This is a genomic window from Pelorhabdus sp. sgz311001 (assembly GCF_055901755.1).
In genome coordinates this window covers 115693-132651 of sequence record NZ_JBVXUT010000003.1, presented here as the reverse complement: position 1 = coordinate 132651, position 16959 = coordinate 115693, and the positions used below count along the sequence as shown (strand labels likewise).

Annotated in this window: 16 protein-coding genes; 10 read left to right on the top strand and 6 right to left on the bottom strand. The window is 44.4% G+C overall.

Translation table 11 applies throughout. The features are described 5' to 3' along the window. Window positions 1-3 precede the first annotated feature (3 nt). Together AC0MXB_RS09465 and AC0MXB_RS09460 are read left to right on the top strand one after the other, a co-directional pair. Window positions 4-669 carry a 3-oxoacid CoA-transferase subunit B gene (locus AC0MXB_RS09465; RefSeq protein WP_474039422.1) on the top strand — a complete coding sequence of 222 codons (666 nt, stop codon included), beginning with the start codon at window positions 4-6 and terminating at the stop codon, window positions 667-669. A 4-nt stretch (window positions 670-673) separates the two neighbouring features. Then, window positions 674-1786, top strand: coding sequence for an acyl-CoA dehydrogenase family protein (locus AC0MXB_RS09460; RefSeq protein ID WP_474039421.1), 1113 nt, complete (start codon window positions 674-676; stop codon window positions 1784-1786). Window positions 1787-1848: 62 nt separating this feature from the next. Here the strand turns inward: AC0MXB_RS09460 and AC0MXB_RS09455 are convergent, their stop codons facing one another. From AC0MXB_RS09455 to AC0MXB_RS09435, 5 genes are all read right to left on the bottom strand, one after another. Further along, window positions 1849-2916 carry an HD-GYP domain-containing protein gene (locus AC0MXB_RS09455; RefSeq protein WP_474039420.1) on the bottom strand — a complete coding sequence of 356 codons (1068 nt, stop codon included), beginning with the start codon at window positions 2914-2916 and terminating at the stop codon, window positions 1849-1851. A 14-nt stretch (window positions 2917-2930) separates the two neighbouring features. After that, complete coding sequence (locus AC0MXB_RS09450) at window positions 2931-3998, bottom strand: HD-GYP domain-containing protein (protein ID WP_474039419.1); 1068 nt, start codon at window positions 3996-3998, stop codon at window positions 2931-2933. 226 nt (window positions 3999-4224) lie between these two features. Beyond that, the gene (locus AC0MXB_RS09445; RefSeq protein WP_474039418.1) at window positions 4225-4422 is read right to left on the bottom strand and encodes a hypothetical protein; all 198 of its coding nucleotides are present in this window, start codon (window positions 4420-4422) and stop codon (window positions 4225-4227) included. A gap of 117 nt (window positions 4423-4539) precedes the next feature. After that, entirely contained in the window at window positions 4540-4872 is a 333-nt protein-coding gene (locus AC0MXB_RS09440; protein ID WP_474039417.1) for a hypothetical protein, read from the bottom strand. 20 nt (window positions 4873-4892) lie between these two features. After that, window positions 4893-6344 (bottom strand): bifunctional diguanylate cyclase/phosphohydrolase, encoded by a 1452-nt coding sequence (locus AC0MXB_RS09435; protein ID WP_474039416.1) that lies wholly within the window; start codon window positions 6342-6344, stop codon window positions 4893-4895. 200 nt (window positions 6345-6544) lie between these two features. Between AC0MXB_RS09435 and AC0MXB_RS09430 the strand changes: the two genes are divergently transcribed. The 4 genes from AC0MXB_RS09430 (at window position 6545) to AC0MXB_RS09415 (ending at window position 10284) form a co-directional block, all read left to right on the top strand. Beyond that, window positions 6545-7663: a cobalamin B12-binding domain-containing protein gene (locus tag AC0MXB_RS09430; protein ID WP_474039415.1), complete on the top strand. Its 1119-nt coding sequence runs from the start codon at window positions 6545-6547 to the stop codon at window positions 7661-7663. A 44-nt stretch (window positions 7664-7707) separates the two neighbouring features. Further along, a complete protein-coding gene (locus AC0MXB_RS09425; RefSeq protein ID WP_474039737.1) occupies window positions 7708-8487 on the top strand; it encodes a tRNA threonylcarbamoyladenosine dehydratase in 780 nt (259 codons plus the stop codon). A 109-nt stretch (window positions 8488-8596) separates the two neighbouring features. Next, a complete protein-coding gene (locus AC0MXB_RS09420; protein ID WP_474039414.1) occupies window positions 8597-8794 on the top strand; it encodes a DUF3311 domain-containing protein in 198 nt (65 codons plus the stop codon). Between the two features lie 32 nt (window positions 8795-8826). Beyond that, a complete protein-coding gene (locus AC0MXB_RS09415; RefSeq protein WP_474039413.1) occupies window positions 8827-10284 on the top strand; it encodes a sodium:solute symporter family protein in 1458 nt (485 codons plus the stop codon). Between the two features lie 140 nt (window positions 10285-10424). Here AC0MXB_RS09415 and AC0MXB_RS09410 read toward each other — a convergent pair whose 3' ends face one another. Then, complete coding sequence (locus AC0MXB_RS09410) at window positions 10425-11597, bottom strand: M20 metallopeptidase family protein (protein WP_474039412.1); 1173 nt, start codon at window positions 11595-11597, stop codon at window positions 10425-10427. Between the two features lie 236 nt (window positions 11598-11833). Here AC0MXB_RS09410 and AC0MXB_RS09405 point away from each other — a divergent pair, with 236 nt between their 5' ends. The 4 genes from AC0MXB_RS09405 (at window position 11834) to AC0MXB_RS09390 (ending at window position 16948) form a co-directional block, all read left to right on the top strand. Next, on the top strand, window positions 11834-12241 hold the full coding sequence (locus tag AC0MXB_RS09405) for a VOC family protein (RefSeq protein WP_474039411.1): 408 nt from the start codon (window positions 11834-11836) through the stop codon (window positions 12239-12241). Between the two features lie 69 nt (window positions 12242-12310). Then, window positions 12311-13993, top strand: coding sequence for a glutamine--tRNA ligase/YqeY domain fusion protein (locus AC0MXB_RS09400; protein WP_474039410.1), 1683 nt, complete (start codon window positions 12311-12313; stop codon window positions 13991-13993). A gap of 2 nt (window positions 13994-13995) precedes the next feature. Then, window positions 13996-15189 carry a metallophosphoesterase gene (locus tag AC0MXB_RS09395; RefSeq protein ID WP_474039409.1) on the top strand — a complete coding sequence of 398 codons (1194 nt, stop codon included), beginning with the start codon at window positions 13996-13998 and terminating at the stop codon, window positions 15187-15189. A 139-nt stretch (window positions 15190-15328) separates the two neighbouring features. After that, window positions 15329-16948, top strand: a complete 1620-nt coding sequence (locus tag AC0MXB_RS09390; protein ID WP_474039408.1) for an ABC-F family ATP-binding cassette domain-containing protein — start codon at window positions 15329-15331, stop codon at window positions 16946-16948. The last annotated feature ends 11 nt before the right edge of the window (window positions 16949-16959 follow it).

Sequence of the window (16959 nt, the reverse complement as noted above, 5' to 3'; positions counted from 1 at the left end):
TTGATGGATCCGAGAGAATTGATCGCCCGACGGGCGGCACAGGAATTGAAGGATGGGCAGATTGTCAATCTGGGTTTTGGCATGCCTACCCAAGCAGTCAATTATTTGCCGGAAGGCGTAAATTTAATTTTTCATACAGAAAATGGCGCTTTAGGGTTCGGACCGAGTCCGAAGGCCGATCTTGCCGATTCTGATATTGGTAATGCCGGCGGCGAACCAGTTACGATGTTGCCAGGCGCATCAATCTTTTCTGTGGGCGTTTCTTTTGCCATTATGCGCAAGGGATTCCTTGATATCACGATTTTAGGCGCATTAGAGGTCGATCAGGAAGGGAATATTGCCAATTGGGCTGTAAAGCGCAAAGGCAAATGGTGGCCAGGGATTGGCGGCGCTATGGATTTGACTTATGGGACGAAGCAAGTGGTTGCTTGTTTGATGCATACTGATAAAGATGGAGTTTCCAAGGTGAAGAAACGTTGCGAGCTGCCGCTAACCGGAAAAGGTACTGTTAAGATGATTATTACGGAAAAAGCTGTATTTAACGTCGGAAAAAATCGTCTGATTTTGCGAGAAACGGCTCCTGGCGTTACGATTGATGATGTTAGAGCCATTACTGAGGCCGATTTTGACGTAGCTGATGATTTTCACGAAATGGTATTAGGAGGCTGAGGCCATGGAGGAGTGGTTAGAGAAAGTCCGCGCCTTTTGCGATAAAAAACTGTCGCCGCTTGCCTATACCCTTGATAAGGAGAACCGTTTTCCTCGTGAATTGTTGGGGGATTTACAGGAGCTAGGGCTATGGGGGAGTCAATATCCGCAAGAATATGGCGGCGCTGGGCGGGATGTGGAAACGGTTTACCAGGCTGTTACGGAAATCGCCAAAGCAAGCGCTGGTGTAGCCCTCACCTTAATTGTTCATTGGATGGCTTGTGATACTTTACTGAAATTTGGTACGAAGGAGCAACAAGCTACGTATTTAAGGCCCATGCTTCAGGGAGATAAGATTGCCGCATTTACGATCAGTGAACCGCAAGCTGGTTCTGATGCCGCGGCGATAGAGGCATTGGCAGTAAAAACAGAGCAAGGATGGTCGCTTTCCGGCACAAAGTATTTTTGTACCAATGGCGCTTTGGCGGATCTTTACTTTATTGCCGTAAAAACAGCGCCTGATCTCGGAGCTAAGGGAATTAGTCTTGTAATTTTAGAAAAAGGCGCAACAGGATTCACCATTGGGGAACCGCTAGAGAAGCTTGGCTGCCGGAGTTCGCAGACGACGAGCTTGCTCTTGAACCAAGTTGAGATTCAGGAAGAGCAGATTGTTGGAAATGTGAATAGTGGCTTTAAAGCGGCTTTATACGGTCTTGTAGGCGGACGGCTAGGAATGGCCGTTATGGGGCTTGGCATTGCTGAAGCCGCATTTGCAGCGGCTACGGCCTATGCGAAAAAACGGCAAGCTTTTGGTAAACCGATCAGTAAGCTCTATGCGATGCAGGAAAAGACGGCTAACATGGTCATTTCCTTACAGGCCTATCGTCTGTTAACGGCTGATGCTGTCAAAGGACGAGCCGCAGGCAGTGATTATAGTGAAAAAGCATCTATTGCTAAACTCTATGGTGCACGGGCGGCGCAGGAGATTACTTATGAAGCCCTGCAGGTACTTGGCGGTCATGGGTATATGAAGCATCATCCTTTAGAGCGCTATGCTCGCGATGCCAGACTGATGGATATTGGCGTTGGCTCGTCGGAAGTGTTGAAAATGGTTTTGGGTAGTACCTATTTGGCATAAGGACACAGAAAAAATAAACCGGAACAGGCAACTGTAATAGGCGCCTTGTTCCGGTTTGGTTTTTAATGAATAGAGGGGATACAACTACGAATTCGTTGAATGCCTTTCCAATCAGTTAACGAGAGACATTCGCCGTTTTCAAAGGCCAGAATGGGTCGTGGGCTTAAGTAATGACCTGAATAGATGATTTCACCCTCTCGGCCATCTTCTAGTTCTACTACGTTGCCAACCATTGCGTAAGAGGACTGAATTAAGAAGGTTGTACAAAGTTCGGCATCAAGCTTCGTGTACATATCGCCAATGAGGCTTTGGATCGCTTGGAAGGGGCTCATACGCTCTTGATATAAACGGTCTGATATCATCGCATCATAACTGTCAGCAATGGCTAGAATACGGCCGAAGGGGTGAATCTTTGGCGCTGTAAAACCGCCAGGATAACCGCTGCCATCAAGACGTTCGTGATGCTGTAGGACAGCAAGCGCTACAGGCGGTTCCATACCGCGACAGCTAAGCAACATTTTATAGGCTTGCGACGGGTGTTCCTTCATGAGTTTCCACTCTTCAGGGCTCAGGCTTACCGGTTTATCGAGCAGTGCTTGATTTAAGGTGAGTTTGCCAATATCATGCAGAAGACCTGCTAGCGTAAGTTGTTTGATTTCTGTGCGACTATAGCCGAGCCATTTCCCCATGGCGCCGCTTAAGAGGCCTACACGGACTGAATGGTGATACAAATAGTCTTCTGCTGAATTTTCCACATTGAGGTAGCTAATGGCGCCAGATGACAAGGCTAGGGGCAGTACATAGTTTTCAGCAATCGTTATAAAAACTTTTAAAGGAACGACTTTGCGTGTGGCAATGACTTGAAATGCTTGTTTGAGTGTTGTTACGGCATTTTCAAGCAAGGCTAGTTTGCTTTTTTCTAACACGATTGGCTGGATGGAAATAACCGGCTGCTCCGTTTCGATTGGAACGTATTCTACCCCTAAGTGTTCCAGGTGAAGTAGCAGCGACTCATTCAGAGTCGTACCTTTGACAAGGAGGATTTTATTGCGGCTATCTAAGACATCATCACCGAGTTTCATACCGGGGTGTACATCGTCTAAAGCATAAAGCCGGGCAAAGGCCGCCATTGTTGTCATCTCCTTTATGAAGAAATGGGATAAGGCATAATTTCGGCAATGCTTTTAAAATCGGGTAGGGTGACAAACTGTCCATCTAACCGATGAAGAATCGGTTTGGCAGTAACAAAAGGACCCGTAATGATAAGCTGGCCTTCTGAGCCGTCAGTCAGTTTGACCATATTGCCTGATATAGATTGTCCAAATTCATTGAGAAAGGTTGAGCAAATTTCAATATCGAATTTTCCATACATATTTTTGCTTAAGTGTTCCGCTGCGGCAAATGGAGTTACTTTTTCACTGTACAGTCGATTGGAGATCATGGCATCATAGGTATCGGCGATGGCGACAATACGACTATAGGGATGGATTTTATCAGCCGTAAAATGGCCGGGATAGCCGCTACCGTCAAGGCGCTCATGATGTTGGAGAACCGCAAAAGCGGCTTCTTTGGAAATTCCGGGAAGGGAAGCGATCATACTATAACTATAAGTAGCATGAAGACGCATAACCTTCATTTCCGCTTCAGAGAGTTTTCCTGGTTTATTTACAAGTTCCGCGGGGATTTTAGCTTTGCCAATATCATGTAATAATCCGGCCATAATAAGATCAGAGATTGCTTTTTCTTCATAACCGAGCCATTTGCCAATCGCGCCGCTTAAGAGGCCTACATTCATCGAATGGTTAAAGAGATATTCTGGAGCAGGGTGATCGAGTGTTAAATAATTGAGTGAAGCAGGGCCGTTGACAATGGGAATCAGGTCGCTTTTAGCCACGTTTTCAAATACTTTTACGGGGACTTTATCATAATGCTCAATGGCCTTAAAGGCGTCTTTAATGACTTTTGCGGCTTTGTGCAATGATTCGACTTTGGCAGCTTCCAGTGTCACTGAACCTTCCAGTGTTACGCTAGCTTCTTCTTGAATCATTACATCTTCTACGCCGAGACGGAAGAGGCGGTCAATGAGCGGATCACTCAAAACAGTTCCTTCTGATAACAAAATACGTCCGCGTAAATCGAGAACGCTTTTGCCGAGCAGCATTCCGGCCTTTAACTTTGGTAATTCATAAGAGTGTAATTCTTGGGCTGGCATACATGAACACCTCCTTCTATTGCCGTAAAATTTACAATATTATAATAGTTGCTTATTATAAATATGATAGCCTATTACGGCAGCGGCGGCAATGGGAGGAGAGGCGGGATTTTAATGGAAAAGACAAGGCGAAAAGTCCTGTTATTGTAAATGATCGGTAAAAAAGGACTATCGCCGGAAAGCAGCGTATAGCTGCTTTGGTGATAGTCCTTTTTTCTCGGTTTAACTAGTAGGAATGACTTGTTAGTTCGAGAATTTCTTTACGCATATTCTCAAAGATCCGAATATCGCCGCATTCTATGTTGCAGCTTGTACAGTGGGTGCAGTGACTGCAGGTTCTGTCCTCCAAAGAATCAAGCTCTTCTAGTAAGTGTTTTGCTGTAGCGTTTGAGTCGCTTTGTAAGATAGCCGCCAGTTGTGCCATTTTCAAATCCCCCTCACTACTTTTCTCTATGTCTCTCTAGCTTTATTATAGGCTCTTGTGAGGGGAAATACAACAATATTACAAAAAATTGCGAAAAATAGCTTGACTAAATTTTATCTACTCTTCGTGCTGTTTTTGGCTATATTCAGCTATAGCGGCAAAGCGGTCTGGCAGAGAGGCTGCCTTTAACCAAAGATCGCGAAACTGCTGGGAGTTTTTGAAGGTGGCGCTCCAGAGAAAAGCATCTTGCTCGGAATAACAGGCAAAAACAAGGCCTTTGGCTAAAGAAGCGGGGATATTGCCTGCTTCATCAGTCAGCAAGCCGTAGGGACCGTCTAATTTTTCTTCTACACAAAGCGCTGTTAAACCATCTTCAATTTCCACCTCTTCAAAGCCGAGAGCTTCATAAAAAGTGAATAGCGAATTTTCAGGGGTACAAGTTTTGTCCATGGTAATTTACTTCCTCTCTATCAGGGCGATATATGTTTTTTTATTAACTCAGTAAAGACTTCCACAAGTGTCGGATCAAATTGCTTGCCGGCGCAACGTTGCAGTTCTTGCAGCGCCTGTTCTGAGGGCATGGCTTTACGATAAGGTCTGTCGCTTGTCATAGCATCATAGGCATCGACAATCGACAAAATACGGCAAGCTAACGGGATTTCTTCTCCCGCTAGGCCGAAAGGATAGCCTTGGCCGTTCCACCACTCATGGTGTTTTAGAATTTGCTCAGCAATGGGAATTAAATCTGGCGCAGAATAGGCGATACGATAGCCAATTTCGCAATGCCGTTGCATCTCACTGTATTCTTCTGTTGTTAAACTGTCTGGTTTAAAGAGAATCCGATCAGGAATACCTATTTTACCAATATCATGAAACTGAGCCAAGAGCCTTAAATCGCTGAGGCTTTCTTGCGGTAGAGCAAGCAGCTCTCCTAATGCTTCGGCAAGATCTTGCATTCGATCAGCATGGCCTTCCGTAATAAAATCACGCGCTTCTAAAAGCTTCATAGCTGTTTGAACAATCGAGCTGCGGGCGCTTTTATTACGATGCAGTTTTTCCCGATACATGTGAGTGTCAGCCTGTTTGTAGCAGGCAATTAAATCAGGATGCGGGTTGCAGTCTGATAAAGCATACCCAATGGATAAGCTTAAATTGAGACTTTGTTGTGTTTGATTGATTAAAGCCGTCTTATAGCGAATTTCCTTAGCGATGATTTCTAGGGCTGCCAAGGTTGTATTAGGCAGTAAAATAGCAAATTCATCGCCGCCTGTACGGGCTACGCAGACTTGCGGCGGCGCCGCTTCGCGCAAAAGTCCAGCGGCAATCATGAGTAGAACATCGCCTGTTTCATTGCCTAGGGTATCATTTACAAGTTTTAATCCGTCAATGTCGCCAACAATAATACCGATAGGCGCATATTTTTCTTGCGATAGACGTAGCATTTCCGCTTCAAAGTAGGAACGGTTATATAGTTCTGTCAAGAAATCATGTTGGCTTAAATAACGAAAACGATCTCTACCATCCTCGGTGTTTGCCAAAGAGCCGAATTGAGCAAGTCGATTTGCCGCTTGTTCGCGCAGGAGAGCTGGACCGAGGCGTTCCAGGCGAGAGCGCGTGATAAAATCACAGGCGCCAGCATGGAGGCACTCTACAATCGTAGCCTCATCGGCTATATCAGCTAGAATAATAAAAGGCGGCGAATTCTGCTGTTTTTGACAGAATGTAAGGGCTTTTAAGAGGAAATACGGTTCATATTCGGCAATAATGACATCCCAAGCAGATGGCATGAGGTGCATTGTGAAATTTTCTAAAGTGGCAATCGGGGTAATCGTAAAGATAAAACCAAATTGCTGAAGATGCTGCTGGATCAGATCTATGTCTCGATTCTGCTTCGTGGCGAGTAAAAGATTCAGCTCTTTCATAATTTCACTCCCAACCCAAAAAAGAATAGGACGATTGTAACTATTTCCCTAACCTATTGATTAAATCCTGCTCATTAAGATGACTGTCGACAAAAAACGATATAAAAAATCAAAAAAAGCTAACAAAAAGTCCTGTAAGGTTTTCAGAGTGATCATTCTATAGTACAATAAAGGTAAACGCATAAGAGGAGAAGGGGCCGATGGAGTCATTAGCAGTAGTTGATGTTTCTTTACCTAAAATTAGCATCGTTTCGAAGCAGTTTTATGAAGTGGCGCGTTACTCTGTTTTTCTCAAAACACGAGAGCAACTGGAAAAGCATCCCATGCTTGATCAGCTTATTGGTCGACAGACCGAACAACGACCACTGATGTATGAAATACTGCATCGGTTCAACGCTATTTTGCTAGTGTACTGTCACTTTGCGAATCAGAAAATGCTACTTGAGCAAATTTCCTGGCTTTATGGGACTTATCAGGCGCGTGGGTTTGCCTATGAATATTTTCCACTTCTCTTTCAAAGCCTAGAAAAGGCCTTACTAGAACGAAGTGGCAATCGTTGTATGGTCGATTTAGCGCAGCTATTGCAACAGCTCACTATGTATCATTCCTTTTTCATCGAAGCGAGTCAAACCAGCAAAGAGCAGGATGAAAATAAACTTATCGCGAAAAAGTTTACGATTCCTGAACTAGCAGATATTTTGCTTAGCAAAGATTTTAGTCAGGCCTTACCTGTTTTTCAAACAGCTAGGGCTGAATATGATTCGCTGTTGGATTTTTACGAAGAGATTGTCAAGACCGTGATGTATTATATTGGTAAGCAATGGCAGCAGGGGAAAATTAGCGCTGCCCAAGAGCATATTGCTACTGCTTCAGCTAGTCAAGTTATGGCAGTTTTATTTGCTCGGGCGATGCTGGAAACGTTGCCGTCAGCTGAAACGGTAAGGCCGCGAGCCGTGATTTTTGCAACAGCCAAAGAATATCACGAGCTTGGTGCTAAAATGGCTGCTGATATTTTATTTTTAAAGGGGTGGGATGTAACTTTTATGGGCAGTAATGTCCCATCGCGAGATGTGGAAGGCGTGTTGCGGCAAATAGAACCGAAACTTTTGGGGATTTCGGTGACTCTTTCGGATCATTTACCAGATACTAAGCAGATTATTACTAGCCTGCGCAAAGACAGGGCTTTTGATAATATAAAAGTACTTGTCGGGGGCGCCGCCTTCGGCGCTTTGCCGCGGGATACTGTAAAACATCTTTTTGGCGCTGATGAATATATGACGGATCTCCATGATTTAACTTTGTATGCCGATCAGCTTTAGGGGCTGACGAATTCAAATAATATTAAATAATAAAGGGTGACATGATGCTTCATAAATTTTCTAGAACAGAGCTTTTACTTGGCGCTGAAGGGTTAGAAAAATTAAAACAGAGTAAGGTAGCTATTTTTGGTATTGGCGGTGTAGGTACTTTCGTTGTGGAAGGCTTAGTTCGCAGCGGCGTGGGACGGTTTGTTCTTGTCGATGATGATTGTATTTGTCTAACGAATATTAACCGACAACTTCATGCTACTACGAAAACAGTGGGAAGACCGAAAGTTGAGGTCATGCGTGAGCGAATTTTAGAGATTAATCCCCAAGCTGAAGTCGAAATTTTTCAGGAGTTTTATCTGCCAGATCAGGCCGATCGGCTGCTCGCTAGCGACTATGACTATATTGTCGATGCCATTGATACGGTGACAGCGAAAATTGATCTTGTTGTGCAGGCTAATAAGCGTAATATTCCGATTATTAGCAGCATGGGAGCAGGCAATAAGCTAGATCCGACGCGCTTTGAAGTGGCTGATATCTACCGGACATCCGTTTGTCCCTTGGCGAAAGTGATGCGTAAGGAATTGAAAAAGCGCGGCATACCGAAGCTGAAAGTCGTCTATTCGAAGGAACAGCCGTTAGTGCCGCAGGAAACAGAGAATTCTAGTTGTGCGTCGAGCTGTATTTGTCCTAGTGGCAGTACTCGTACGTGCACGACGCGCAATCAAATCCCAGGGAGTATCGCTTTTGTTCCTTCGGTTGTCGGTTTAATCATTGCTGGCGAAGTTGTGAAGGCGATTGCTCTTTCCCAGGAGACAAGTGGTGCGAAAAAATAGTTGTTCTTTCGATAAATACGTATTATAATGTTTTTGTAACAGAATTGATTTACTCAAGGGAGAGGCACTTAGGCGAAGTGTCTCTATTTTTTTAAAAGGAGGGGTTGCTATGAAGTTTTTGAAAGTCATTTTGACGTTGATTCCATTTATTTGGACTGTAGGGATGGTTCCTTTTGTCAATCAGGTTCATCCTATTGTGATGGGGCTTCCTTTTTTAGGGTTTTGGCTTGTCGCAGGCATTTTTGTAGCCTTTGTTTGTCTGCAGATCATTTATCGAATTGATGCCAAAGCAGAACATGAGCCGTAAACCTTTTGCGGTAGAAAATGGGGTGTATACATATGAATGACCAAATAATTTCATTAATCGTGATTTTTGCCTTTATTTTATTTGCTACAGGCATTGGCATGATGCCTGGTTTAAAACACAAAATGAATCTAGAAGAGTGGGCCGTAGGCGGGCGCAGCTTCGGCCATTGGCTGAGCTGGTTCATTTTAGCTGGTGAAATTTATACAGCTTTTGCATTTCTTGGAGCAAGCGGCTGGGCCTATAGCCGCGGCGGCCCGACCTTTTATGTTGTTGGCTACGGCGCTCTTGCTTATATTGTCGGCTATTATTTACTGCCGAAGATTTCCCCGTTGGGTAAGAAATATGGTTTAATGACCCAGCCGGATTTGATTGAGCATCTTTATAACAGCCGTCCTTTAGCCATTTTTACAGCAGTCATTGGCGTTGCTTTTCTTCTGCCTTACTTGCAATTACAGCTTACTGGTTTGGGACTTATTATTGAAACCTGTTCTTACGGTTTATTGACCCGAGTACCAGCAATGATGATTGCTTTCATACTTGTTGCGTCTTTTGTGTATTTGAGCGGCTTAAAAGGGGTTGCCTCGACAGCTGTATTTAAAGATGTTCTGATGATGATAGCCGTGGCTTTCTTTGGTCTATATTTGCCATATCACTTTTTTGGCAGTGTCGGCGGTATGTTTGAAGCCCTTGAAGCGGCAAAACCAGGGTTCTTATCTTTACCTGGCGGCACGAAAAATTTTGATGTGAGCTGGTTTATGTCGACGCTCATGTTGACAGCTCTAGGTTTTTACATGTGGCCTCACTTTGTGCCGAACAGCTTTAGTGCGAAAAATCCTGATGTATTGCGTCATAACGCAACATATTTGCCTTTGTATCAGATTTGCATGCTTTTCCCGATGTTGGTCGGTTTTACGGCTTTACTAGTTCTTAGCGAACCGTTGAAAACGCCAGATATGGCATTTATGTCTTTAGTAAAACAGATCTTTCCCAGTTGGGCCTTAGGTCTCGTTGGCGGCGCTGGTGCGTTAGCTTGTATGATTCCTGCGGCTGATTTGTTGCTTTCTACTTCGATGCTCTTTACCAAAGGCATCTATGGTAAAACTGTTGGTAAAGATGCCACGCCGGAAAAAACGGCGAAAGTTGCCAAGGGCGCTGTGCTTGGTTTAACTGCAATTGCCTTGTGCTTAGCCATTTTCTTGCCCAATATGCTGGTTAACTTATTATTAACGGGTTACTCCGGTGTTACGCAGTTTTTCCCGATGATTGTTCTAGGTCTTTTCTGGCATAAAGGAACGAAAATCGCGGCTTTTTCTGGTTTGCTTGTCGGCGAAGCTCTCGTATTTGGCTTGATCTTAGGAAAAATGGATCCGACGCCGATTCTTGGCATGAATTTAAATGCTGGTTTTGTAGCCCTTGTAGCCAATCTTGTTGTCTATGTTCTGGTAAGTCTTTTGACTTCTTCCGGTGTTAGAGAAACGCGCCACGAATAGCATTACCATGAAAGACACAAACAGAAAAATATGAAATTGCATAAAATATAAATGGAAGCAATATAAAAGGACTAGGCGGGTTTCCCCGCCTAGTCCTTTTTCTTTAGTATTGATTGTTAATTGTTTATTGATATTGTCAATTATTTTTCTGCGGCCAGATTGGCAGCAGTACGAGCCATAACTTCCATACCATAGGCTAAGGCGTCTTCATCAATATCGTATTTTGGATGATGTTGCGGGTAGACAATGCCTTTGGCTTCATTGGCAATGCCGACAAACATAAAGGCTCCTGGTACTTTTTCTACGTAATAGGAGAAATCTTCAGCGCCCATGCTCGGATTGACAGCAATTACTTTGTCTTCTCCCAACGATTCTTTAGCGGCTTGAATAATGGCATTTGTCGTTGTTTCCTCATTAATGAGTGCAGGGTAACTGTCTACGGTGTCAATCGTATAGGTTGCGCCAGCACTTTCGCAAATCCCTTTCGTAATTGCGTGAATGCGGTCAAAGATTAGATTGTGGATCGACCGATCAAAAGAGCGAACCGTTCCTTTGATAACCGCTTTGTCCGGGATGATATTAAAGGTATCGCCTGAATGAAGATAGCCAAGGGAGAGAACAGCCTGTTCTAAGGGGTCAATGCTGCGGCTGACTACTGTATTTAATGCAACAGCAATCTGCGAAGCCACTAGTAAGGCATCAATGGTTTGATGCGGCATGGAACCGTGGCCGCCTTTGCCTTGAATGGTAATCGTGAACTCATCAGGCGAGGCCATGAAGCGGCCGCTTTTGATGCCAATTGAACCAGACGGTACAGGCTGCCAAAGGTGGGCGCCTATAATAGCGTCAACGCCTTCTAAAGCGCCATCTTGAATCATGAAAATAGCGCCGCCGGGGAAGTGTTCCTCGGAAGGCTGGAATAAAAAGCGAATCGTACCGCTTAAATTTTCCTTATAGTCGACAAGTACTTTAGCTACGCCAAGAAGCATTGATACATGGCCGTCGTGGCCACAGGCATGGCATACGCCGGAATTTTGCGATTGATAGGGTTTGCCGCATTCATCTTGCAGCTTGAGGGCGTCCATATCAGCGCGAATGGCGATACAACGACCTGGCTTTGCACCTTTTAAGTCGGCCATAACTCCAGTTTTCGCAATTGCTTTGGGCGTAAGTCCCAGTTCCGTTAAAACTTCCATGATCTTTTTCTGCGTATTGAACTCCTGAGTGCTGAGCTCGGGATGCATATGGAAATGGCGACGCAGGGCGATGACTGACTCATGGTGTTTTTGGGCCAGTTTTTTCAGTGAATCCATGAATACAACCTCCAATGACAATGGGTATATTAAGTTTACAGATACGAAGTAAAAATAAAGCCGAACCTGTAAGAGTAAACATAAATATAACTATACTAGATCGACTTTGATTTTCCTGCCTTTTCCTGGATTTTGAGTGGTTTCATTGCGGCAAGGCAGGGAAAAAGCTTTTCCTTACAGAATCTTTTTAGTAATATATGTCTACACTAGTATCGAAAGGGTTAAGGGGGATTTATATGAAGATGAAACGGGTGGACACGACCATAAGTACCGAGAAATTAACAGAGTCGAAAGAATTCTATATGAAACATTTTGATTTTCGGCTCGTTTATGAAAGTGACTGGTATGTAGAGCTTGTATCGAAAGAACTGCCTTCTGTCGGCATCAGTTTTACCTTACCAGAGCGGGAAGAAGGTATGTATTTTAACGGTAAAGGTCTTGTGTTATCTTTCCAGGTTGATGATGTGGATGCCGAATACAAGCGATTAGAGGAAGAAGGACTTCATATCTATCAGAAATTACAGAATAAGCAATGGGGAGAACGCAGTTTTGTCGTGCTCGATCCCAATGGTGTTCTCGTCTACATCTATACCCTCATTCCGGCGACGCCTGAATATCAGGCAATTTACGACTCTTTTAAATAAAAGGGAGGAAAATCCGGTTTTTTGGAGAAGTATGCCAATTACGCTAAATTTTCATGAGGAGTTAGGGCTATGACAACGACAAATACTACACTACCAGCTAACTTTATACAAAATATAATTAATGAAGACTTACAAAAGCCGAATGGCACGAAGACGGTTCATACACGGTTTCCACCAGAACCGAATGGCTATCTTCATATTGGCCACGCCAAATCAATCTGCCTCAATTTCGGTTTGGCTCGGGAAAACCAAGGCTTATGCAATTTGCGCTTTGATGATACGAATCCTAGCAAAGAAGAAGTAGAATATGTAGAATCTATTAAAGAAGATGTGCGCTGGCTCGGTTTTGACTGGGATGACCGCATGTTTTACGCATCCGATTATTTTGATACTCTCTATGAATGTGCTGTTAAATTGATTCAAGCAGGAAAAGCTTATGTTTGTGATTTATCAGCGCAGGAAATGCGTGAGTATCGTGGCACTTTGACGGAACCAGGCAAAGACAGCCCCTATCGCAATCGGTCGGTAGAAGAAAATCTCGACTTGTTTGCGCGGATGAAGGCTGGCGAATTTCCTGATGGTTCGCGAGTATTGCGCGCTAAAATTGATATGGCTTCACCAAACCTCAATTTGCGCGATCCTGCTTTATATCGCATTTTACGGGCGCATCATCACCGAACTGGTGATGCGTGGTGCATTTATCCTATGTATGATTTTGCCCATCCCATTTCTGACGCCATTGAACAGGTGAGTCATTCGATTTGTACCTTGGAATTTGAAGATCATCGTCCGTTGTATGACTGGGTTCTTGCTAGTCTGGAATGGGAAAATCCACCACGCCAGATTGAATTTGCTCGCCTAAATTTGACTCATATGGTTATGAGCAAGCGTAAACTGCGCCAGCTTGTCGAAGAAAAACTGGTTAGCGGCTGGGATGATCCCCGGATGCCGACGATTTCCGGTTTGCGTCGTCGTGGCTATACACCTGCGGCGATTCGTGATTTTTGCGAACGCATCGGTGTGGCAAAAAGCAATAGTTTAGTTGATATTGGCATGCTGGAACATTGTGTGCGGGAAGATCTCAATGAAACGGCTGCCCGGGCCATGGTCGTACTGCATCCATTAAAAATAGTGATTACCAATTATCCTGAAGGTCAGGTAGAAGAGCTACCAGCGGAAAATCATCCAGCCCATCCGGAAATGGGTGAGAGAACGGTGCCGTTTTCCCGCGAGCTTTATATTGAACAGGAAGATTTCATGGAAGAAGCGCCGAAAAAATTTTTCCGGTTGACGCCAAGCCAGGAAGTCCGGCTGAAACATGCTTATATTATTAAATGTGAAGAAGTGATTAAAGATCCGGCTACTGGCGAGGTAGTAGAAGTTCGCTGCACTTACGATCCAGAGAGCAAGAGCGGCGGCGCTACGGCAGGCCGGAAAATTAAAGGAACGCTTCATTGGGTAGCGGCAGCTCAAGCTGTGAAGGCAACCGTTCGTTTGTACGACTATTTGCTGCTCGACGACGACGATGCTGATGCAAAGGATTTTAAAGAAACGCTAAACCCCAATTCCTTAGAAACTCTTACGGGCTGTATGGCTGAACCGAGCTTAGCGACAAGTGCTGGTGGTACGCACTATCAATTTTTACGGCAGGGCTATTTCTGCACTGATACAGTCGATTCGAAACCAGATCAGCTTGTCTTTAACCGGATTGTTTCGCTTCGTGACAGCTGGGCTAAAGCGAATAAAGGCTGATTATGACACAGACGCCAGGACCTTCCTATATTTTCTTACTGCTCTTTGTATCGCTGCCTATGGTGATTCTTGCTGTCAACGATTTGTTGTGTCGTAAGTGTTGGGCAGAGGCGTATCGGCCCTGGCGCAAGGCTTTCTGGATTCTTTCGCTGCTCTCCTTTGGCATGGTTTTTATCCCCCGCGCGCTAAAGGTTTCTAGTCTGGCGATTACGCCTATATTCCGTATGCTTCTCGACGGTGCTTATGCGGTGATGATCGGACAAGTTTTTTTCACTTTATTCTTAGGTGCTGTCTTTTTGCTTACGGTTATGGCTAACAGGCTGAATTCTAGCGATTCCCGTTCAGGCGGTCTATCGCGGCGTCGTTTTTTGGGCGGAGCGGCTGGCTTAGTGTCGCTCACTTCTTTTGGGCTGGCGGCAAAAGGTGTTGTAGACGGAGAAACAAGACTCGATGTGGTCAAGCAGCAAGTGAAATTTGCGCAGCTACCAGCGTCTTTAGCTCAGTTCAAGATTGCCCAAATCAGTGATGCCCACTTAGGTCCCTTCTTTCCCTTAGAAAAGTTGGATGAAGCGTTAGCGCTGGTCAAAGCTGAGGAGCCGGATTTGTTAGTGATTACTGGTGATTTGATTGATGACCTCGATCTTTTAACGGCAGCGATTGCTAAGCTTAATGCGCTTAGCCCGTCCATTCCGCAAGGAATTTTCTTTTGTTGGGGAAATCATGAATACTTTCGCAATAAGCCCTTAATTGAACGAGCTATTCGAGAGAGCCGCGTGACTTTGCTTGATAATAGCAGTCAACTGCTTCTGCCGGGAGATACCCCCGTTTATTTAGCAGGAGTTGATTATCCTTGGGGGAAGACCACCGCTGACTCAGATCAGATTCGTCAAAAAGATTTAGAGCAAGCGCTTAGTAAGATTCCTTCTGGCGCCTTTACGATTCTCTTGGCGCATCATCCTGACTATTTTACGGAAGCCTTTGCGGCGAAAGTTCCGTTAACGTTATCTGGCCATACACATGGTGGACAAATTGCCGCTTTTGGCCGATCTTTATCGCCAGTGCAGTATAAGTATATGCTAGGCATGTATGAAGATCAGGGCTGCTACGGCTATGTGAGCCCGGGGACGGGCCAGTGGCTTCCGTTTCGCCTTGGCTGTCCGGCTGAGGTGACGCTATTTACTTTTGCAACTAAATAAAGCTTTTACGAACAGCAGTTGAATTCATCGCTGCTGTTTTTTTGTAAAGAAAAAAATTCGAATTCGACTTTCCCTTTTTTTTATGCTATAGTGAGATATTATTGTTTATAACGAATTTTTACAGAAAGATGGTAGGAAAATGATCAGTACAAGCGGGTTAACTCTGCGCTACGGCAAACGGGCGCTCTTTGAAGATGTAAATATTAAATTTACGCCAGGCAACTGCTATGGCTTAATCGGCGCTAATGGCGCTGGAAAATCCACTTTTTTGAAGATTTTATCAGGCGAAGAAGAATCAACCTCAGGTGAAGTTATTATTACCCCAGGTGAACGTCTTGCCGTATTAAAGCAAGATCACTTTGAATTTGACGAGCATGAGGTTTTAAAGACCGTTATTATGGGTCATTCTCGCCTCTTTGAGATTATGGAAGCGAAGGAAGCTCTCTATGCCAAAGCCGATTTCTCTGATGAAGACGGTTTGAAAGTGGCTGAATTAGAAGGCGAGTTTGCAGAACTCAACGGTTGGGAAGCGGAAAGCGAAGCGGCTCAGCTCTTAAATGGTCTGGGCATTGGCGAAGATTATCATTATAAAAAAATGGCTGAACTGGACGGACAGGAAAAAGTACGTGTTCTCTTAGCACAGGCACTTTTTGGTAATCCGGACATTCTGCTTTTGGACGAACCGACAAATCACCTTGATATCGCTTCGATTCGCTGGCTGGAAAACTTCTTAGCCGATTTTCAAAATACAGTTATTGTCGTATCCCATGACCGCCATTTCTTAAATCAAGTTTGTACTCATATTGCCGATATTGACTTTGGCAATATTACGCTTTATGTGGGCAACTATGATTTCTGGCAGGAATCCAGTCAACTAGCCTTAAAACTAGCCAAAGACGCGAACAAGAAAAAAGAAGATCAGATGAAAGAGCTGCAAAGCTTTATTCAGCGCTTCAGTTCGAATGCTTCCAAAGCCAAGCAGGCTACGTCGCGTAAAAAACAGCTTGAAAAAATTACGTTAGAAGACATTAAGCCGTCTACGCGCAAATATCCCTATGTTGACTTTAAAGCCGACCGAGAAGCAGGTGATCAACTGCTGACAGTAGAAGACTTAAGCTTGACGATCGATGGCGTACAGATTTTTAAGGATCTTAGCTTTATGGTTACCAAAGGCGATAAAATTGCTTTTGTCGGCCCAGATGAACAAGCGAAGACAGCACTGTTTCAAGTATTGATGGGAGAAATCGAACCAGATTCCGGTAGCTTTAAATGGGGGGTTACGACCTCTCAGGCTTATTTTCCTAAAGATAACTCTGCTTATTTCGATACAGAAGATAATTTGGTGGACTGGCTTCGTCCTTTTTCGAAAGATCAGGAAGAGACCTTTATTCGCGGTTTCCTGGGCCGGATGCTTTTTGCCGGGGAAGAAACGCAAAAATCGGCCAATGTATTATCAGGCGGCGAGCGGGTTCGTTGTATGCTAGCTAAGATGATGCTGAGCGGCGCTAATGTGCTGCTGCTGGATGAGCCTACCAATCACTTGGATTTAGAGTCGATTACGTCTCTCAATAATGGTCTGATTAATAATAAAGGAACGATTCTATTCGTATCCCATGATCATCAGTTTGTTGAGACTATTGCGAATCGTATTATGGAAATTACGCCAAATGGTCTCTTTGACCGCCGTATGACCTATGATGAATATTTGGAAAACCCTGATGTAAAAGAACAGCTTGACGTTCTGTATGGGCGTGCCTAAACCAACGCAAA